Below are 20,466 nucleotides of genomic sequence, written 5' to 3'. Positions count from 1 at the left end.
ACAGGGCGCTGCCCGAGCGCATCGGATCCGGCCGCGATGTACGGCGGCGGACCGCCGGAGGGCCGGAGAGCCGACCCGATGCCGTAATTTGTACGTGCCGTATCGACCGCGGTTAAGCTCCGGGTGGCGCGGCGTCTCCGCGCCGTCGGGCTCGCGCGACGCTTGAACCGGACGTCGGCTCGCTTGGTACGATGGGGTAAACGGCCGCAGTGGGGCCTGTGATAGGTGGTGTTGCTCATGGCGAACCGCGTGGTCGCCCTCCCCGAACCGCACCCGGATGACGATGAAGATGTCGTATGGGGGATCTCCACGGCCAGCGCGCTGTGGGCTCGAGGCGAGCGGCGCGACGCCATCGTGTGGCTCCGGCGCGCGGCCGAGGCGGCCCAGGCGGCGGGGCAGCCGTTCCGCGCCTCGGAGCTCGGCCTGTGCGTGACGACGCTCGAGGAGGTGATGGCCTCGGAGGTCGGGCAGCCGAGCGATCCCGATCTCCTGGAGATCTCCAGCGACGACGACGCTCCCCTGTCCCCTGACGAGGACCCGCCGTCCGACGAGCAGACCTGGCGCCGCCGCATGTCGCTCACGCAAGAGCTGCGCGCCTCGATGCCCTCGATCGAGATCGATCTGTTCGAGCCTCTCTCGCAGCCGGAGCTGGCCTCGGAGGCGGCGCGCCGGCCCCCCCCGCCGCCGCCACGTGTCCTGCAGCAACCCTCGCAGGGTGGAGCGGATGCGCCCGGCGCGGCGGCCCGGCCGATCGCGCCGTTCGCCCCGGCGCCGCCCGGCCTCTCGCACGGCGGCGCATCGCCCCCTGCACCGCCTCCCGCGCCGGCCACGGTGCCCGCAGCGCAACCGCCGGCGCAGCGCCCTCCGGGCGTCGCTTCCCCGCACGCTCCCCCGCCCCTTCAGCCGGCGGCGGCCTTCACGCCAGGAGCGCAGCCCGGCGCCGCGTACCAGCCGCCGGCCGCCGCTTACCTGCAGGCGGCCACACCGCAGAGCGCCGCGTCCGCGCAGCCCGTCGCACCGCCGGTGGCCGCGTCTCCGCAGCCCGTCGCGCCGCGCTCCCGGCCGCCGGGTGCGCCATCCGCACCGCCCCCACCGCCGGCGATGCCCAGCCCCCAGGCGGGTGCGCTCTACCAGAGTCAACCGCCCCCGCTCACGAGCGCGCATCCGGCGAGCGCCATCCCGCCTCCGCCACATCCTCCATCGTTCCGTCCACGGATGATCACCGAGCCGCTGCTCTCGGTGGAGGCGCCCGCGCAGAGCGCCCTGCCGCCCGCGCCGGTACCGCCGCTGCCCGCGCCGGCGCCTCCGCCGGCCCCACGGCATGCCTCCGCGCCCCCGCAACCGCCTCCGCCGGCCCCACGGCATGCCTCCGCGCCCCCGCAACCGCCTCCGCCGGCCCCACGGCATGCCTCCGCGCCCCCGCAACCGCCTCCGCCGGCCCCACGGCATGCCTCCGCGCCCCCGCAACCGCCTCCGCCGGCCCCACGGTATGCCTCCGCGCCCCCGCAACCGCCTCCGCCGGCCCCACGGCATGCCTCCGCGCCCCCGCAACCGCCTCCGCCGGCCCCACGGCATGCCTCCGCGCCCCCGCCGCCTCCGCCGGCCCCACGGCATGCCTCCGCGCCCCCGCCGCCTCCGCCGGGAACGGCCGCGCCCCTGACGCATCCGCCGGCGTCCGGGCCCTCGCCGTCGCCGTCCCACCCGCCATCCTTCGGACATCCGCCGGCGCTGCCGCCCTCCTTCACGCCGGCGATTCCCCCGCCGTCCGCTGCGCCGCCGCGGCCACAGGTCGTGCCTCCACCGGCGCCGCACCCGCCGTCCTTCGGGCCGCCGCGCCCGCAGCCTCCGCCGCCCGCGCTGGCGTCCGCCGCGCCGCCGCCCGTCGCGCCGCCGCATCCGCAGCAGGCCCTGCCCCCGCCGGGGCGACCGCCGTCCGTCGCGCCGCCACCGTCCGTCGCGCCGCCGCATCCGCAGCAGGCCTCGCCTCCGCCGGGGCGGCCGCCGTCCATCGCGCCACCGCCGCCCGTCGCGCCGCCGCATCCGCAGCAGGCCTCGCCTCCGCCGGTGCTACAGCCGTCCGCCGCCCCCCCGCCGCCGCATCCGCAGCACGCCCCGCCCCTGCCGTCTTTGCCCGCAACCGCGGCGCCTCCACCTGCCGCGCCGCACCCGCCGCCTGCCGCGTCGTTGTCGCCCCCGGCGCCACCGCAGGTCGTGACCTCGGCGCCGCGCGTCGAGGAACCCGGGCAAGAGGAGGACATCGCCGAGATCCTCGTGGAGGATCAGGATACGCCGCCCGAGCAGGCCCGCGCCGTAGCGGCTCCCCTCGCCCAGGGAGCGGGCGCACCGAAGCGCAAACCGCGCGAGCCCATCCTCGATCCCTGGTCCGACGATGCGGAAGCGGCCGCGCCGCCCCGACCCCCGCAGGAGACCATGACCCCGAGCGGCGACACGTACCTCGTGGCTCGCCGGTCGCCCTCCACGCCGCAGGTGGGCGATGACGATGAGGTCATCACGTCCGCAGCGCCGCTCGATCTGACGCTCAAGCGCAAGCCGATCTCGGGGCGCCCCCCCGGGCCTCCATCGCCGCCGGCGCGCCCCCGGCCCCCCACGCACCCCGGGAGCGCGCCGCCCGGACACCTCGGGTCCGCGGCCGCCGCCATTCCCGCGAAAAAGAGCGCCCTGGCCGCGAGCGGGAACGACGAGCCCGAGCCTCTGCCGATCGCAGAAGAGCCGCCGCCGGTGTCGACACCGGATGGAACCGTCGTCGTCGAGCTCTCTGACAGCGATCTCGAGACCCAGGCGCCGCCCTCATCGCCGCTCGACCGCTCGCCCCCTGCGCCGCAGCAGGACGACGGTCGGCGCGCGGCGGCTGGCCCTGGCGTGAGCAGGCCCGCCGCCGACGGGACCAAGGAGCCGGCGCGTCCGCAGCCCGAGCTCGCTCGCCCGGCTCCCACGCCCGGGGCCGAAACTCGCTCGGCTTCCACGCCTGAGGTCGACGCGGCCGATGTCGATGCATCCGATGAAGAGGTGCTCGATGACGCGGACATCGCGCTCGACGAGGAGCCTGCCGAGCCGCTGCCGCCACGCGCTGCTGCGGCCGACAGGCTGGCCCCGGCCGGCGCTCTCCGCGAGAGCGCCGGGGCGCCGCCCGAGCCGACCGCGATGGGGTTGCCCGGACCGGATGCAGGCCGACGTCTCGATCTTCTCGACGCGCCGGCCGCGCCGGCCGCAGCGCAGCAAGCGAGCGCCGCGCCCGACCCCGCGCCGGCGCTCGCGGCCCGACCCGCACCGGCGCTCGCGGACGACCTCGCCCCGCAGCCAGCGTCCGCCCCCGCCCCGGAGCTGCTGGAGACTCCCGCGGCGCACGCTGCGGCGGCCCACGACGCGGCGGCGCACGCTGCGGCGGCCCACGACGCGGCGGCGCACGCTGCGGCGGCCCACGACGCGGCGGCGCACGCTGCGGCGGCCCACGACGCGGCGGCGCACGACGCGGTGGGAGCCGAGGCCCTCACCGGCCGCGAGCTCGAGCACATCGAGGCGTTCGCCGACCTCCCCGAGGGGATGCACGACGAGCTCGCGCGCGCAGCGCACGTCGGCAATCTCGCGCCCGACGAGGAGCTCGCCGTCTACGGGGCGGCGCTGGTGCTCACCGGGAGCGCCTCCGTGTGCGCGAACATCGTCGATACGCCGGCCGAGCGCGCGGCCACCCGGACGCTCGTGCCGTCGCGCGGGACGCTCCAGGAAGGGATCCCGCTGCGCGTCGTCGCCGGCGCCGGCGGCGCGCGGGTGGCGATCTGGGACCAGACGACCATCGACAACGCGCTCCGCACCTGCCCCTGGGTGGTCGACGAGCTGCGCGGCGTCGCCGACCGGCTCCAGGCCCTCGCTGGAGCCACGATGGGGCCGCTCGGCGAACTCGAGGAGCCGCTGCTCCGCCGCGTCCTCGGCCGCCTGCGCCTCCGCGTCCTGGAGCCCGGCGAGCAGCTCATCCACGCCGGCAATCCCATGCCCGGGCTCGTGATCATCGGGGCCGGCGCGCTGGATCTGATCGAGGAGCGATCGCGGCAGAGCGCCGGCGCCGCCAGGCCCGGAGAGCTCCTGTTCGCCTCCGAGCTGCTCGCGGGTCAGCCGGCGCCGTCCATTGCGCGCGCGGCCACCGGCGGCGCGCTCGTGCTCGTCGCCGACCACCCCACGCTGCGCGAGCTGTTCGAGAGCACGCCGGAGATGCTCTCCATCCTCGCCCAGGCCGTCTCGATGCACGCCTAGCGCGGCGAGCGCGGCGAGCGCCGCGGCCCGACGCCCCGCTGGCCCTCGGGCGCGCCGCGCCGTCCTCGTCCCGTGGGAGCGCCGCCGCCCCACCGCCGGCCGCTCACCGGCCCGCGACCGGACGCCGCGGCCGCGCGGCCTCCTGCTCCAGCTCGACGGGCGCCGCGGGCTCCTCGTCCTCCGCGAGCTGCCAGACCAGCTCGCTGTTGCCCTGCGCCCCCGCGAAGCGGAGCCCGAACCACTTCGCGCTCGGCGAGATCGTCTGCCTCCCGTCCGCCGTCGTGCGCGGGAAGCGGATGCGGAACGCCTGCCGCCACACCGTGTTGTACGGGAAGTACGTCCGCTCGAGCGCGTTCGGCTTCGTGATCGCGATGATCTCCTCGGGCGCCGTCTCGTTGCCGGTGTCGTCGATCAGCCGGACGATCCACGCGCTGTTCGGCGCCGTGAGATCGTTGTACTTGCGCACGCCCCCGAAGATCGCGACGAAGAACTGGTGCCGCTGGTGCGTCTCCTCGAGCGTCTTCTCGAGGAGCTTCTGCCGCTGATCGATCGTGAGGCGGTAGTCCTGCGCGTAGCGGACCACGTACGCCCAGCGGAAATCCCACGACTCGAAGGTGGCGGTGGCCGTGAGGAAGTTGTCGAGCTCCGAGAGCGCGAACAGGTGCTCCGTGCGCGTCCAGGCGCGCAGCACGTTCTCGTAGTCCGTGGCCACGTACTCGCGTGGCCCCTCGCTCAGGCTCACGAGCTGGGTCGCGCAGCCGGTCGATCCGAGCAACGCCATGAGAGCCACGAGAGCCGCGCGAGCCGCGCGAGCCGCGGTGACCAGAGCGCGCCGGCTCCATGCCGCATTGACCACGCGCCCAGGGTACCCAGCCGCCGCGCCGGATGCACGCGCTCGAGCGGGGGTGCGAGCTCACCTCGCCCGCCCTGCCCCGGCGCGCGCGCTACCGGGGCGCCCTGGGCGCCTTCGTCGGGAAGGAGAACCCGACGTTGATGCGCGCGGCGTAGTACGAGTCGACGTCGCCGCGCAGCGGCGTCGCGAGCGGCAAGAGCACGCTCAGCGCCGGCTGCACGTTGGCCAGGATGAAGCGGATGCTCGGCGAGATCGCGAACGTCGCGCGCTTGTTGTCCCGCAGTCCCTCGGTCAGCGGGTAGACCTCCCAGAGCTCCAGCCCCAGCCCGACCGGCCTCGAGAGCCGGTAGCCGAGGTAGAACGCGACGTGCGCCGTGATGTCGGTGCGGCGCTCTCCGGGCCGGAGGCCGCGCACGACCAGCGACCAGTCGAGGCCTTGCCGGAGCTGGAAGATGAACGGCCCGGTGATGTGCCGCATGTCGAACCAGGGCCGGAACGTGAGCGTGAGATCCCGGAAGCGGGTCTCGTCCCACGGCCGCACCACGCGCGCCGTGCGCAGCACCTCGTCCTCGGCGGGCGAGACGTCGCGCGGGACCGGCAGCACGACGCCGAAGCCTCCGCCCGAGGAGAGCCCGCGCACGCTCGACCAGACGCCGCGCCCGTAGAGCTCGGGGCTCCCGAGCAGCACCGACCCCTCGACCCCCGGGACGCTCGCGGCGGCGAGGTCGTGCGCCGCGCCGACGAACCACTTGCGGGGCACGAGCGGCACCTCGAGGTCGCCGTGCGCGTACCAGGCGAGGGCGCTCCTGCCCCCCGCGCGGCTCGCCGACTCGGGCTCGATGACGGCCGCCGTGTACTCGAAGGTGAAGGTCGGATCGCGCCGCGTGAGCCCGGGGAGCGTCGGGGGCGCGGGGACGTCGAAGACGGCCGCCGCCTCCTCCTCGTCGGCCCACGATCCCGGGCCCGGCGGCGCGGCCAGCGCGGCGCCCGGCCGCGCGGCCAGCGGGAGCAGCGAGAGCCAGGCCGCCGCCCGGGCGAGGCGCCCGGCCGACGCCAGAACCCGCGCGGGCGGCCGCGATGCCACGCCGGGGGGAGCTACTTCGACCCGAGGCCGAAATCGTTGGCCGTGACGTAGATCATCAGCCCGATGAGCATGAACACGCCGACCAGGTGGATGTGCGCCTCGATGCGGGCGTTGGGCCGGCGCCGCGTGGCGGCCTCGTAGAAGAGGAACATCAGGCGGCCGCCGTCGAGCGCCGGGAACGGGATCAGGTTGAAGGCGCCGAGGTACGCCGAGAGCAGGCCCAAAAACTCGAGCCCCTCGGCCCACCCGCGCTTGGCCGCGTGCGCGGTCTCCTCGATCATCCGCTTCGGGCCGCCGAGCTCACCGTCGACCTTGCCCGTGATGTACTGGCCGAGCCCCACGACCAGGCTCTTCACGACCTTCGGCGGCTTGGTCACCGCGATCACCGCGGCCTCCTTCATGGTCACCGGCGCCGAGTGGACCGGGCCGATGGCCATCACGCCGATCTTGCCGGAGCCGTTCTCGTTCGCGGGCGTGACCGTGGTCTGGATCCGCTCGTCGCCGCGCTCGACGACGAGATCGAGCGGCCGGCCCGGGTTGCGGGAGATGATCTCGGCCATCTTCTCCCACTCCTTCACCGGCGTCCCGTCGATCTCGACGATGCGGTCGCCGTCCTTCAGGTTGGCGGCCGCCGCCGGCATCCCGGCGACCACGCCGACCTCGGTCAGGCGGTAGGGCTTGCCGCCCACCATCAGGCTCGCGAAGAAGAGCACCGAGGCGAACAGGTAGTTGGCCAGCGGACCGGCGAAGATCGCCGCGATCCGGCCCATCAGGCTCGCGTTCGCGTAGCTGCCCTTGTCCTCGGGATCGACCTCCTCGAGCGGGTTCATCCCCGCGATCTGCACGTACGCGAGGAAGGGGATCATCGCGACCTGGAACACGGTGGGGCCGTGCTTCACCGGGTCGTGACGCCAGAGCCGCACGCGGATCTTGTCCGCGGCGGTCGTGAACCAGAAGTACCCGTCCTTCGGGACGACCTTGAAGAAGGTGGGGCCGAAGCCGATCGAGAACTTCAGGACGCGCATGCCGTAGGCGCGCGCGGCGAGATAGTGCCCGCCCTCGTGGACCACCATCAGCAGGGCAAGACCGAGGATGCCTACCAGATACCAGCCGACCATCTCCGGCTAGTCTAACCAGGGCGGGGCCCATCCGCACGCGCGCGCTGTCCGCCCCGCACGCTCGCCTCGCGCATCCCCCCGGCGAATCGCGCCGCCGACGGCAGAGGCCGCGCGCCGTCTCCCCGGCGCGGCTCGGAAGCAGGGCCGCGGCGCGAGCTGGAGCGGCGCGAGCTGGAGAGAGGGGGGGCTACGAGGCGCGGCGGAGAGCCCGCAAGGAGCGGATCAGCCGACGAAGAACGACACCCCGAAGCTGACGAACGGGTAGCCGATGCGCATCGTCAGCGAGATGTCGTCGTTGAAGTGGTACCGGCCGCCGATCATACCGATGACGTCGAACCAGGCATCCCGGTAGAAGCCGTCGGACCGGATGGCGACGCCGAGGTCGGCGAACGCGCTCCACTGATCGGTGAAGAAGAAGTTCCACTGCATGGTGACCGGACTCCACAGGGTGAAGTCGTCATAGCAATACCTGCAGTTCGTGAGATCCAGGCCGAACGAGATGCCGACCGTGTTGTTGAGCCTGGGGATGAAAGCCGGATCCGCGAGCTCGATCGTCGCCCGGAAGCCGACGCCGAACTCCGGGTCCCCGAAGTCCCGGTACCTGCGGTAGTTGCGCAGGCCGTAGTCGCGCCGCCAGAACACGAAATTGCCGTGCGGCTCGAGCTCGGCGAAGTAGTCGGGGTGGTCGTTCGGATTCTTGATGTTCGCCTGCGCCTCGGGCGCGAGCGCAAGGAGGGTGGCGCCGGCGAGGGCAACACTCACGAGCGAGGGGAGCGCTTTCATGAGCTCTTCGTATCAAAGGAACGGCAGCGAAGGAAGCGAACGGCCACCCCGACGGCCCCTCGCCACCACGACCACCGCTGGACGGCGATGTCGCACCTGATCCGGAGCGCTGCGCCGGGACCGCGCTGCGCCGGGACCGCGCTGCGCCGGGACCGCGCTGCGCCGGGACCGCGCTGCGCCGGGACCGCGCTGCGCCGGGACCGCGCGTCAACCAGGCGAGCGCGCTCGCCTGGCTGACGCGCGGGAGCTCGCCGCACGGCGCGCTCGCCTGGCTGACGCGCGCGCTTCGAGGTAAACAGGGGCCTGCCGCCGCATGAGCCCGCGCGCCGCGGAGGGGCGGCCCTCGCCGGAGCATCCAGATGAGAGGACCGACAAGCGCCACGGAACGGACCCGCACGTACTCGCGCCTCGGCTGCGTGCTCATCGCGCTCGGCGCGCTCGCCTGCGGACCGACGGTCCATGTCGCCGGGCCGCCGGCCGAGGAGGCGGCGCAGCCGCCGGGGCCGCAGAAGACGCCGCCGGCCCCGCCCACGCCGCCGGAGGCGCCGGCTCCAGCGGCCGGCGTCGAGCCGTTCGTGAAGACGCTGGACTCGGACGAGTGGGTGAGCAAGACGCTGAAGCTCCAGCGGCGCTACGAGCGCGTCCTCGTCGTCGGCGCGCCGGCCCCCGCCACGATCCGGGTCGGCGCGCTCGATCTGAACGCGCGCGGCGCCGCGGCCGAGCTGCAGGAGGTCCCCGTCACGCGCGCGTTCGCGACGCTCCAGGAGGCCGCGGACGCGGCCCGGGGCGGAGACCTCGTCGCGGTGTTGCCCGGGACATACGCGGGATTCTCGCTCGATGACGAGCCGAGCGCCGGCCAGGAGCGGTTCCTTCATTTCAAGGCGATGGGGCGCCCCGGCGAGGTCGTGATCAACCGGCCGTGCGCCGCCGACCCGCGCTGGATGATCTATCTCAGGGCCGCGCACCACGTGGTGGTCGAGGGCTTCAACATCGCCGGGAGCAGCGCGCCGGGCGCGCAGAGCGCCCAGAGCGCGGGCGGACGGGGCGCGGGGATCATGGTCGACGGGGCGTTCGCCGAGACGGGCAAGCTCGCGCACCACATCGCGCTGGTCGGCAACTTCTCTCATCACCACCGGACCTGGGGGTTCCACTCCACCGACAGCCACTCCGTCCTCCTGCAGGACAACCTGTTCGCCTTCTCGGCGCGCGAGCATGGCGCGTACGCCTCGGACGGCTCGGACAACTATGTGGTGAGGCGCAACGTGTTCTTCGGCAACAACGCAGGAGGGTTCCAGGCGAACCTGGATCCGGAGGCGTCGCTCGAGGAGGTGTTGCGGCATCCGGCCTTCCGGGGCTATCCGCCGATGGAGCCGACGCGCGCCTGGGCTGCGGGGTTGATGAAGCTCGCCACGGAGCGGTTCGGCGAGCACGGGTTTCCCGACGGCCGGGGCGTCAATTACATCATCGAACAGAACGTGATGAACGGTAACGGGCGCGCCGGCGGCGGGGCGATCAACCTGGCCGGGCTGTCGGACTCGCTGATTCAGAACAACCTCGTCTACGGGAACTTCGCCCACGGCATCGCGCAGTGGGACAACGCGAACCCGTTCGACCGGGCCTACGTGGAGCCGGGCCCTCGCTCGCCGGAGCAGGTGAGCGGCCCTGACGCGCTGCCCCTCTGGGGGTGCCGCAACAACCTGATCCGCAACAACACCGTGATCATGAGCAACGGCGGCCGGGCCGCGCTCCAGTGCGGCAACGGGAGCTGGGGTTGCCGGCTGCGGAACAACATCCTGATCAACGACGCCTCGGCGTCGATCGAGGTGCTGAACACGAGCATCTACCGGTTCGACGCGGGCAACAACGTGGTAACCCAGGTGAGCTACGGCGGGATGCCGGCGGCGCTGAAGCGCCTGGCGGCGGCGCTGCCGGAGACGCGGGCCATCACGGGGATCACGCGCGCGCGGTTCGCGGCGGAGGTGGTGCGCGCGAGCGAGGAGCCGTGGGTGGTCCTGGAGGGGAGCTGGTGGAAGCTCAACCCGAACCGCCCGGATTTCCGGCCCAAGCCGTCGTCGAAGATGCTGCTCGGACAGGGCGACGCGCGCGAGATGCCGGCGCGGGATCTGCTCGGGAACAAGCGCAACGGCGCGGAGCTCGGGGCGCTGTCGCCGGGGGGCTGAGGGAGGCTGCCGAGGCTGCTGCGACGGCTGCGGGGGACCCTCAGGGCGGTTGCAGGCTTGTTGAGGCTGCTGCGGGCTGCTGAGCCGTTGCGGACTGCCGCGGGTTGCTGAGCCGTTGCGGGCTGCTGCGGGCTGCTGAGCCGTTGCGGGCTGCTGCGGGCTGCTGAGCCGTTGCGGGCTGCTGCGGGCTGCTGAGCTGCTGCGGGTTGCTGAGCTGTTGCGGGCTGCTGAGGCTGCCACAGAAGTTGCTGGGGCTGCTGCGGTCGAGGAATCCAGCCAAGTCGAACTATGCCGAGGACGTGCGGGGCAGGGGCAGACCGGGCGTGGCCGGGTCCGCGAGACGGATCCGGAAGGCGCCGCCCCCGGACCCTGGAAGGAAGAGACCGCGAAGACGCTCACAGTGAAACATGTGCATGCGGGCGAAAAATCTTGCCGGGGGTCCGAAGTAGACGAACGATCGCACCGTGTTGGGCGCAATTCCGTGGAACCTCCGCGGCGTGCCCAAGGAGATTGGCGATGCGTAGAAGAACTTCTTCTTTGGTTATCATGGTTTGTATCGCGGCAAGCGCGGCGCTCGCGGCGTGCTCGGGCGACAGCTCGGAGAACCCCGGTGGAGACGGCGGGAGCGGGGGGACGACGACGAGGACGACCACGAGCGGAACCGGCGGCGAGGACGGCGCCAACGAAGGCGGCGCTGACGGCGAGGGCGGCGCCAACGAAGGCGGCGCTGACGGCGAGGGCGGCGCCAACGAGGGCGGCGCGAGCGGCGAGGGCGGCGCCAACGAAGGCGGCGCGAGCGGCGAGGGCGGCGCCAACGAGGGCGGCGCGAGCGGCGAGGGCGGGAGTGACAGCGGGAACGTGTGCGATGAGGCGTGCGCGCGCGCAGTTGAATGTGGCGCGGACCTTTGCAAGGACATGCCCTTGGACTGCGGGAGCCCGCAGAACGAGTGCATTGCCCAGTGCGTCGTCGATGCCGGGGAGTGCTCCGACCTCAGCACTGACAACCAGGAATTCATCGAGTGCGCCGTCGCATGCGCGGGCGAGGAACAAGCAGACGGCGCCGCGTGCGGCGAATGCGCTACTCAGGGCGGCTGTCTGGACAGCTGCCTTGATAATGATCCAGTGTGCCAAGCGTGGGCGGCTTGCGCGTTCCTGTGCTTCGCGAACGATCCGCAGCCTTCATGCTTCGATGCGTGCGACGCGGCCTCCCCTGGCGCCGCGCAGAAGTATGGCGATGTGTATTCCTGCGCCTGCACGAGCTGCAGTGAGAGCTGCGCGGCTGTCGCGAATCCCTGCGACTAGATAGCCGGCGCCAGATCGGGGCGGCTATGCCGGGCTGAACGGCCTCATCGCCTGCGCCGTGGCGCCACGCCGGCCCCACGGCGCGCGCGCCACAAGAGCCTCGGCGCGCACGCAGGATCGCCTCCAGGCCAGCCCGGTCCATCCTCTCCCCCTTGAGCGACGCTCCGCGATGCGATGGAGCGACGGCAGCGCCCATCCAGGAGGGCGCGGCTTCGCTCGTACGCAACCAGCAAGGCTGCGCGCGCCGCGACATCGATCGCGCGGGCAGGCCCCTCGCTGGAGTTGCACTTGCCCCTGCGCTCGCCCGCATCACGGAACAAACTTCGCCACGAACCCATCACTCTCCCCGTCCGGAACCATCGCTCCAGCACCAAAGTCCGCCATGCCGTTCGCCCTCCCGACGACGAACAACCCATGAGCATCGGAATGCGCAAGAGCGACAGCACCGCGATTCCCCACATGACCAAACGCTCTGGCCCACAACAGGTCTCCCCGTTCGCCCATCTTCACGAGAAGCAAATCATCCGCAGAGATCGGATGAACCGTCTCACCATCCAGCTCCACATCACCAATCAATCCCCCCACAATCAACGACTCACCACGGGCATCGACCGACAGCCCCCCGAGAAGCACATCATCCATATCGAACGTCCGATGCCACCTGTAGATATTCGACGTAGTATACCTGGACACCACATGCGTGACCTTGCCGACAGTAATCTCCCCGCCACCGAGATCGAATGTGCCATTAAACACACCCACAACAACCGGCCCACCGAATCGGTCCACTGCTACAGAATCGAATCTATCCCCATGGACTCCGCCAGACGACCTCACCCAACTCACAAGACCAAGATTCGTCAGCTTAGCAACAAACGCATCCGCATTCCCGGCTGACTGGAGCGAAGCGTCACCAAACCGCAGCTCCCCCCAAAAGCTACCAACAACAACAACGTTATCAGCAGCATCAACAGCAACATCGGCCACATACTGCACGTCATCGCCACCAAAGACAGTCACCCAGCCTTCACGGCCATCGATCCCTCCGTCGGAAGACCGGATTTTGGCAACAAAAGCATCGGGAAGCCCTGTCTCGTTCGAGACAGCATGAGTCTCATCGAACCGGATCTCTCCACAGTAGATACCCGCGACCACCACGCTCCCGTCCGACACAATGGCCATGGATCCTACACTACTCGGCACAATTCCACACATGGAGCCACCCAGCGCCCTGCGCCATGACAGGGCTCCACTCGACTCATATCTCTGAAGCACCACTTCGCTATGATCCAGCCTCGTATCAAATTCAACAACCGCGACAATCGCCTCTCCCTCGGGACTGACCGCAATCGCGTAGGCAGTGTCGTGATATATTCCCCCCAGCTGCCGGCTCCAGAGATACTCCCCAGACGGGGAGAACTTGACCAGGAAGGCGTCATTCTCCCCGGAAGCAATGAGCACATCCTCTCCCAGAGGGATCGCCCCCTCGAACGTGCCGACCACGTAGACATTGCCCATCGCGTCCACCGCGACGTCGTTCACCGCCTCGCCTTCCGCTCCTCCGATGAGCGTCGCCCACGCGACGCAGTCCTTCCCGTCGCAGTCCTCGTCCTCCGTGCTCGCGCACGTCTCCGCCGCCGGCGTCACCTCGCCCGAGCACACCTCGTAGCCGGAGCCATCCTGCTTGCACGCTTGCGTCCCCGCCTGGCAGATCCCGACGCCCTCCGTCCCGGGAGCTCCGGAGTAGCACTCGACTTCACTCTCCGGCTCGCACGTGCCCCCTCCGCCCGTCCCCGCCGATGTCGCGCCGCCAGAGGTCGCGCTGCCAGCCGGCGCGGCGTCCTCGAAGTCGTCGAGGCCGAGCACCAGTCCGCAACCGGATACCGCCAGGACGCCCACCCCCACGATGCACCGAAGCGACACACGTATCTTCATGCGCGCCATCGTAGAGCGAGCGGCCCAGGGAGTCAGCCCGCGCCCCTGGGTCCACCGCGCTGCGCCAGGACACCGCCCTCGCGAGGGGACACCGCCCTCGCGACGGCACACCCCCGTCGCGACGGGACGCCGCCTCAGGCCTCAGGCCACGCCCGCCGCTGGCGCGCCGGCGCGCGCGCCGTCCCGCGCCGGCGCGCCCTGCGCGCGCACGATCGCCTCCAGATCGCTCCGGTCCAGCGTCTCCCGCTCGAGCAGCCGCTCCGCGATGCGATGGAGCACCGGCAGCCGCTCCTTCAGCACGGCGCGGCTCCGCTCGTACGCCGCCGTGACGGTCGCCCGCACCTCCGCGTCGATCGCGCGGGCCGTCTCCTCGCTGAAATTGCGCTCCTCCCCGAGGCTCACCGGGCTGTCCAGGAACCGCGCCCCCGCCGGGCGGCCGAACGTGAGCGGACCGAGCGCGTCGCTCATCCCGAAACGACACACCATCTGCCGCGCCGTCTCCGTCGCGCGCTCCAGATCGTTCTGCGCGCCCGTCGAGATGTCCTTGCAGCAGAGCTCCTCGGCGATGCGGCCGCCCAGCATCACGCAGAGCCGATCCCGCAGCTCGCCCCGCGTCATCAGGTACCGGTCCTCGGTCGGGAGCTGGAGCGTCGCGCCGAGCGCGCCGATCGAGCGCGGGATGATCGTGACCCGATGCACCGGATCGGCGTGCTCCACCGAGAGCGCCACGAGCGCATGGCCCGCCTCGTGGAACGCCACCCGGCGCTTCTCCTCCTCGTTCATCGCGCGGCTGCGCTTCTTCAGGCCGAGCTGGATCCGATCGATGGCCTCCTCGAAGTCCCGCAGCTCGACCAGCGCCGAGCCCCGGCGGGCCGCCGCCAGCGCGGCCTCGTTGACCGCGTTCGCGAGATCGGCGCCCACCATCCCGGAGGTGCGCTGCGCCACGACCCCCAGATCGACGCCCTCCGCCAGCTTGAGGCGGCGCACGTGGACGCGCAGGATGTCCTCGCGCCCCTTCAGGTCGGGCCGGTCGACGAGCACCTGCCGGTCGAAGCGCCCCGCCCGGAGCAGCGCCGGGTCGAGGACCTCCGGGCGGTTCGTCGCGGCCATCAGGATGACCCCGCCCGTCGGATCGAAGCCGTCCATCTCGACGAGCAGCTGGTTGAGCGTCTGCTCGCGCTCGTCGTGCGTCGCCAGCGCGGCCACGCCCCCGCGCGACTTCCCGATCGCGTCGAGCTCGTCGATGAAGACGATGCAGGGGGCGCGCTCCTTGGCCTGCACGAAGAGATCGCGCATGCGGGCCGCGCCCACGCCGACGAACATCTCCACGAACTCCGATCCGGAGAGCGAGAAGAACGGCACGCCGGCCTCCCCCGCGACGGCCTTGGCGAGCAGGGTCTTGCCCGTGCCCGGCGGCCCCACGAGCAAGACCCCCTTCGGGATGCGCGCGCCGAGGGCCCGGTACTTCTCGGGGCTCTTCAGGAAATCGACGATCTCGACGAGCTCGGCCTCGGCCTCGTCCACCCCGGCCACGTCGTCGAAGCGCACCCGCTCTTCCTGGTTGACGTCGTAAATCTTCGCGCGGTTCTTGCCGATGGCCATCGGCCCGGCGCCCCGGCCGAGCCTGCGATACCCCATGTAATAGATGCCCGCGATGAGCGCGAGGGGCAGCGCCCAGCTCAGGAGCAGCTGCTCCCAGAACGAGACCACCTCGATCTTCCCCGAGAACTTCACGCCCTTCGCGACCAGCTGCTCGAACAGGTGCGTCTCGTCGATGCCCGGCAGCCGGGTGGTCTCCACGAGCGAGCGCGCGTCAGGGCGCGCGTCCCCTTCCCCGCCCGGCTTGAGCGCCGCGACGAGCTCGTTCTGGCGGATCTCGACCTCGTCGAAGCGCCCTTCCTGGAGCATCGACAGGAACTCGCTGTAGGGCACGACCCGAGGCTCGAAGCGCCGCGCGACCGTGGCCTGAAAGAGCCACAGGAGGGCGAGCGCGACAATCAGATAGATCCCAGAGAACATCGCCCGTCGCTTCTTCACTGGATCCATGATGGCCGCTCCGATCACGAGACGTGGACGTACTGACGGATCGATAGGCATCTTCCCGCCGCGGGCAAGCGAGCGCACGCGAGAAGGCTGGGGGGTTGACGTCCTGTCTCGATGTCGCGCTTCGATGTCGCGCGCCGGGACCATGGGATCTCCGTGAGCCCGGGGCCCGCTGGAGCGCAGGCCCCGCGAGCGATGAACCGGGACGGGCTCGAGCGACAGCGTGGCGGGGCGACGGGGTCGAAGCGCGCCGCGATAGACCGCGGTCCGTGCGCCGGGCACGTGTACACTTCCGCCCGTGCCGATCGAGCCGACCCGCGATGCCCTCCGGGCTTCCCTGTCGAACCGCTCCCCGAGCCCCCGGCGCCGCAGATCGGGCCCCGCGCATCCAGGCTGGCTCCTTGCCCTGCTGTGGCTCACGGCGTGCCCCGGGCCCAGCGATGGCGGCGGCCCCGCGCCGAAGGCGGACGCGCCCGTCGAGCTCCATGCAGCCCAGATGGCGGCGGCTGCCCCGCCCCCCGCGCACGCCCCGCAGGCCCCTGCGGTCGCCGGGAGCGCGGACGCCGGGGCGGCGCTCCGCGGCGGTCCAAGCGGCGCGCCGGCGGCCGTCGCGGCCAGCGCCGGCGCCGCCCCGACGGGGACGCCGTCGCTCGGAGCGGCCAGCACCGGGGTGCCCGCCCTCCCCGCGCAGGGGCTCGGCTCGTGTCCCGCCGACATGGTCCTCGTCGGCAACTTCTGCATCGATCGCTACGAGGCGCACCTCGTCACCGGCGACGGCGGCGAGCTCGCCGTCCACCCGTACTTCCAGCGGCCTGAGCCGGGGGTCCGCTACCTCGCCCGGAGCGCGGCCGGCGTCTTCCCGCAGGCGTACATCAGCCGCGTCGAGGCCGAGGCCGCGTGCGTCGCCGCCGGCAAGCGCCTCTGCTCGCGGCGGGAGTGGCAGCGCGCCTGCCGCGGCGACGGCGTCCACCGCTACCCCTATGGCCCCCGCGGCGAGCGCGGACGGTGCAACACCGGCAAGCCGCACCTTTTGCGCGAGGTCTTCGGCGACCACCCGCCGGGCGGGTGGAGCTACGAGCGGCACTTCAACAGCCCCGACCTCGACCAGAGACCCGGCTTCCTGGCCAGGAGCGGCGACCACGCCGGCTGCGCGAGCGAGCTCGGCGTCCACGACATGGTCGGGAACCTGCACGAGTGGGTCAGCGACAGGGTCGATCGCGCGCTCGTGCAGCGCATGGAGCTCGAGAACGTCACCCGCCGCGATCAGCCCTGGCACGACGGCGGCGGCGTGTTCATGGGCGGCTTCTTCAGCACCACCAGCGAGCTCGGCGCGGGCTGCTACTTCACCACGATCGCCCACGAGCCGACGTATCACGACTACTCCACCGGCTTCCGCTGCTGCGCCAGCCCCGCCGGCCGCTGACATCCCCTCTCCCGCGAGGGCAATCCCGCGCCGGCGAACCTCCAGTAAGGTGCCGCCCTGTCGCCGTCGCGACGGTCCGCATCGCTGGTCCTGAGCAGCGCGCTCGCGCTGGGGTCCGTGCCGGCGTCGGCGCGGCCTGGGCCCGCCCCGCCCTCTCCGATCCCCGCTGCCCCGGCCGCCTCGGCGGCGGACGCCAGCGCGCGCGAGGCCCTCCAGCGCGGCCACGCGGCGCGCCGTGCCGGTCGCCTGGCCGAAGCCGCCGCCGCGTACCGTGGCGCGCTGGAGGCAGGCCGCGGCCAGGCGCTCCCCCGCGCGCGGCGCGCCGAGCTGGCCGGGGAGCTCGGCGTGTGCGAGCTCGCGCTCGGCGCGCATCGGAGTGCAAGCACCAGGAAGCCCTCATCGCGCGACGCGACGGCCTGGGCGCGGCGGCCGCCGCGCTCCTCATCGCGCTCGGCGCGCTCGCCGTGTCGTCGTACGGGTGGGCCCCGGCGACACCGTCGCGCGCCACGATCGGCTTCTCGCCGATGGCTGCACGCGCGGACGGGTTTTCCCCCGGCGTGACCCTCGAGACGGTGTGGTAGGGTCTTCCGGTGACCTGGGGCACGTGAGGAGGGCACGCTGCCGTGCGCCGTCGTGCGCTCGACGCCGCCGTGGCAGGGATCGTCGGGTGCGGCAGCGCGGCCACCGTGTGCGGGTGCTATCCGTACGATTGCGCCGAGCACGTCGCGTGCAGCAATCCCTCCACGCCGGAACCGGTGCCCGAGGACGCGGTCGGGCCCGACGCGCCCGACACGCCGGCAGATCCCGGGGGCGTCCCGTGCGGCGGCGATCCCGACGGCACCGCGCCCGGCGACGGCTGCGGGATCTTCGCGAGCAGCAGCCTGGGCGACGACGCGAACCCGGGCACGCGCGCGTTGCCGGTGCGCACGATGCGCCGGGCGATCGAGCGCGCGCGCCGGGGCGCGCGGCGCATCCATGCCTGCGCGGAGATCTTCCCCGAGGCCGTCGAGGTCCCGGCCGGAACGCAGATCCGGGGAGGCTTCGACTGCGCGCGCGGCTGGGTCCTCGCCGGCGATCGCGCGAGGACGGTGCTCGCACCGGGGCCCACCCGTACGACGATACGGCGCTCGCGACGGCGAACGGCGGTGACGGCGGGCGGGGCGGCGTGGGTCAGATCGGCGGAGAAGGGGGCAGCCGAGGCACCGGGGGCGCGGCAAGGGACGGCTCGCTGCGGGGCTGCGACGGCGGCCGCGGCGGCCAGGGCGGCAACGGGGGTCACGGCGGCGGTGGGCTGGGTGGCCCCTCCATCGGGGTCGCCTATTTGCTGGATCCCCCAAGGATCGTCGGGACGCTCGCGCTGAGCATCGGTGAGCCCGGCAAGGGCGGCGCGGGTGGACGCGCGGGCTCCACTGATCTGGCGGGCGAGGACGGCACATCCGCCGAGCTGCTCGGATTTCTCGAGTGAGCGCCTCGTTGCTCGGCGCCTCGTCGAGGAGGGGCTCGAAGCGCTCGGGGGCCCAGGGGACCTCGCGGCGGCGATGGGCTCGGCCCCGGTAGTGCGACACGTGGTGCGTCGCGATGCGGAGGAGCCAGCCACGCATCGTGCCGAGCGCTGGATTGAACCGATTCAGCGAGAGATAGGCGCCGTGGAGCACGTCCTGCATCACGTCCTCCAGATCCTGCCGCTTCACGCCGAGGCGCAGCACGTACGTGGCGAGCATCTCGCGATGGGTCTGCCAGATTGTCTCGAAGAGCGCTTCGTCGGATTCCAAGACCATCTCACCCGGGCGCGCGCGAGACCTCTGCGCGACGTCGCGTCACCGCGCCTCGCGGCCCTCACTTCAGAAATTGCGAGCAGGCGCCGCGGACCGTCACGGAATCGACGCGCTCCCCTCCCCTCGGCTCGGCGTTGACAGGCGGGAGAAGGCTCCCTGTAAGATGTCCGATCGACAATCTGCCGCGGGGCGTTTGCTTGCAAAGAACGTGTCCCTGCCAGGCGAACGGCGCTCGCGGCCGCAAGGGAGGAATCGTGGCAAGACCGAGAGGAAAGAAGTCGGCGCCGGCGAGGCCGAGCGCTCCCAAGGAAGCTGCCGAGGCGTTCGCGCGGATCGAGCCCGAGCTCGAGCGCGTCGAGAAGGTCGTTCCCATCAACGTCGATATCCCGCGCGCGGTCGCCGTGGCGGTGGGCGCCGTTCCGCACCTCATGGCGCTGCGCCCGCGCTTCGTGGACGAGCTGCCCAGGTTCCCGATCGAGGCGCTGGACAAGCTGATGAACTACGCGCTCGGCGCCTGGTACGCGCACCTCCTGGCGCTGCCGGCCGGTCCCGGTCAGGACGGGCTCAAGCCGCTCCTCGACGAGGCGTCCGCGCTGCGCGCCGACCTGCTCGTGGCGGCGGAGGCGCTCGCGCACAAGGGCTTCGTCGACGCGGGCAGGGTCGCGGAGATCCGGAGCGGCAACGGCCACCTCGACACGGCCAACGATCTGGTCGCGCTGGCCGCGCTGTTCGGCGAGGCGTGGGACGCCGTGAAGAACAAGACGACGGTGGAGTGGACGGAGGTCGAGCGCGCCTCGAAGCTCGGGCCGGAGCTGCTCGTGGCCCTCGGCGCCCGCAATCAGCCGGGGCTCCCGGCGCCCAGGACCGCCGACCCGGCGGACCGACGCGCCCGGGCGTTCACGCTGCTCGTGCGGGCCTATGACCAGTGCCGCCGCGGGGTCACGTACCTGCGCTGGGCCGAGGGCGACCACGATGCGATCGCGCCGTCCCTGTTCGCAAGTCGCGGCGGCGCGCGGCGCGCGGCGCGGGCGAAGGACGAGGAGACCGACGAGGGGGCGGAGGCAGAGCAGGCGGGAGGTGGCGGGGTGGACCTGGAAGGCGGCGAGATCCCCGTGGAGTAGCGTGGGGCAGAGGTCTGCGGCGGGGTCGAGGCGAGGGTCGGCCTCGAGGCCGGACCAGCCCCTGTGGCGGGAGCGGTCAGGAAGACCGTTCCCGTCGGCCTCGCCGCTCCCCGGATCCGAGTGCCGCGCACACAGCCTCTGCGCCGACCGGTCGAATCCCACGGAAAGAACGCCTTTGGAGCTGCCCGAGCACCCCGCCCGCGACGACGCGACCCCGGCGGAGCGGTAGGACCGCCGCTTCGCTGTCGGGATCGTTGTCCAGAGGGCGGTCCGACCGCCCCGCCGCTAGCGAGATCGATGCCGGAAGGGCGGTCCGACCGCCTCCCGGGCGGCGAGTTCGATGCCGGAAGGGCGGTCCGACCGCCTCCCGGGCGGCGAGTTCGATGCCGGAAGGGCGGTCCGACCGTCCCGCTGCTGTCGAGATCGACGCTGGACGGGCGGTCCGACCGCCTCCCGGTTGGCGAGTTCGATGCCGGAAGGGCGGTCCGACCGCCTTCCCGGGTGGCGCGACCGGTGCCTGGTATGCCCGACGCGTCCGCGCAACGGAGAGCGAAGACCGCCAACCAGCCGATTCGCAGCGCGA

General features: G+C 72.5%; 13 protein-coding genes and 1 pseudogene. 7 read left to right on the top strand and 7 right to left on the bottom strand.

What is annotated here, in order from left to right; genetic code table 11:
- Window positions 1–2,211 precede the first annotated feature (2,211 nt).
- A complete protein-coding gene (locus WMF31_RS01460; RefSeq protein ID WP_436600233.1) occupies window positions 2,212–4,266 on the top strand; it encodes a hypothetical protein in 2,055 nt (684 codons plus the stop codon).
- A 103-nt stretch (window positions 4,267–4,369) separates the two neighbouring features.
- Here the strand turns inward: WMF31_RS01460 and WMF31_RS01455 are convergent, their stop codons facing one another.
- From WMF31_RS01455 to WMF31_RS01440, 4 genes are all read right to left on the bottom strand, one after another.
- Window positions 4,370–5,047 carry a hypothetical protein gene (locus tag WMF31_RS01455; protein WP_436600232.1) on the bottom strand — a complete coding sequence of 226 codons (678 nt, stop codon included), beginning with the start codon at window positions 5,045–5,047 and terminating at the stop codon, window positions 4,370–4,372.
- 163 nt (window positions 5,048–5,210) lie between these two features.
- On the bottom strand, window positions 5,211–6,203 hold the full coding sequence (locus WMF31_RS01450) for a hypothetical protein (protein ID WP_436600231.1): 993 nt from the start codon (window positions 6,201–6,203) through the stop codon (window positions 5,211–5,213).
- Window positions 6,204–6,214: 11 nt separating this feature from the next.
- On the bottom strand, window positions 6,215–7,321 hold the full coding sequence (locus WMF31_RS01445) for a M50 family metallopeptidase (RefSeq protein WP_436600230.1): 1,107 nt from the start codon (window positions 7,319–7,321) through the stop codon (window positions 6,215–6,217).
- 222 nt (window positions 7,322–7,543) lie between these two features.
- Complete coding sequence (locus WMF31_RS01440; protein ID WP_436600229.1) at window positions 7,544–8,104, bottom strand: hypothetical protein; 561 nt, start codon at window positions 8,102–8,104, stop codon at window positions 7,544–7,546.
- A 359-nt stretch (window positions 8,105–8,463) separates the two neighbouring features.
- On the opposite strand from WMF31_RS01440, the gene WMF31_RS01435 reads away from it, so the two are divergent.
- Both WMF31_RS01435 and WMF31_RS01430 read left to right on the top strand, forming a co-directional pair.
- Complete coding sequence (locus WMF31_RS01435; protein WP_436600228.1) at window positions 8,464–10,284, top strand: right-handed parallel beta-helix repeat-containing protein; 1,821 nt, start codon at window positions 8,464–8,466, stop codon at window positions 10,282–10,284.
- Window positions 10,285–10,821: 537 nt separating this feature from the next.
- Complete coding sequence (locus WMF31_RS01430; protein ID WP_436600227.1) at window positions 10,822–11,586, top strand: hypothetical protein; 765 nt, start codon at window positions 10,822–10,824, stop codon at window positions 11,584–11,586.
- A 309-nt stretch (window positions 11,587–11,895) separates the two neighbouring features.
- On the opposite strand, the gene WMF31_RS01425 is transcribed toward WMF31_RS01430, so the two are convergent.
- Both WMF31_RS01425 and ftsH read right to left on the bottom strand, forming a co-directional pair.
- A complete protein-coding gene (locus WMF31_RS01425) occupies window positions 11,896–13,521 on the bottom strand; it encodes a hypothetical protein (RefSeq protein WP_436600226.1) in 1,626 nt (541 codons plus the stop codon).
- A 141-nt stretch (window positions 13,522–13,662) separates the two neighbouring features.
- Window positions 13,663–15,540, bottom strand: a complete 1,878-nt coding sequence (gene ftsH, locus WMF31_RS01420) for an ATP-dependent zinc metalloprotease FtsH (protein WP_436600225.1) — start codon at window positions 15,538–15,540, stop codon at window positions 13,663–13,665.
- 520 nt (window positions 15,541–16,060) lie between these two features.
- On the opposite strand from ftsH, the gene WMF31_RS01415 reads away from it, so the two are divergent.
- The 3 genes from WMF31_RS01415 to WMF31_RS01405 all read left to right on the top strand — a co-directional run bounded on the left by WMF31_RS01415 (window position 16,061) and on the right by WMF31_RS01405 (window position 18,348).
- Entirely contained in the window at window positions 16,061–16,987 is a 927-nt protein-coding gene (locus tag WMF31_RS01415) for an SUMF1/EgtB/PvdO family nonheme iron enzyme (RefSeq protein ID WP_436600224.1), read from the top strand.
- Window positions 16,988–17,334: 347 nt separating this feature from the next.
- The gene (locus WMF31_RS01410; protein WP_436600223.1) at window positions 17,335–17,568 is read left to right on the top strand and encodes a hypothetical protein; all 234 of its coding nucleotides are present in this window, start codon (window positions 17,335–17,337) and stop codon (window positions 17,566–17,568) included.
- Between the two features lie 42 nt (window positions 17,569–17,610).
- Entirely contained in the window at window positions 17,611–18,348 is a 738-nt protein-coding gene (locus WMF31_RS01405; RefSeq protein ID WP_436600222.1) for a hypothetical protein, read from the top strand.
- 186 nt (window positions 18,349–18,534) lie between these two features.
- On the opposite strand, the pseudogene WMF31_RS01400 reads toward WMF31_RS01405, so the two are convergent.
- A pseudogene (locus WMF31_RS01400) lies at window positions 18,535–18,765 on the bottom strand (RNA polymerase sigma factor); the annotation flags it as partial.
- A 251-nt stretch (window positions 18,766–19,016) separates the two neighbouring features.
- On the opposite strand from WMF31_RS01400, the gene WMF31_RS01395 reads away from it, so the two are divergent.
- Complete coding sequence (locus WMF31_RS01395) at window positions 19,017–19,883, top strand: hypothetical protein (protein ID WP_436600221.1); 867 nt, start codon at window positions 19,017–19,019, stop codon at window positions 19,881–19,883.
- Window positions 19,884–20,466: the final 583 nt, after the last annotated feature.

Source organism: Sorangium sp. So ce1036 (genome assembly GCF_051369805.1).
Classification (GTDB): domain Bacteria; phylum Myxococcota_A; class Polyangia; order Polyangiales; family Polyangiaceae; genus Sorangium; species Sorangium cellulosum_F.
Note: the sequence above shows the minus strand (reverse complement) of the source record. Positions and strands in the feature narration are given on the sequence as shown.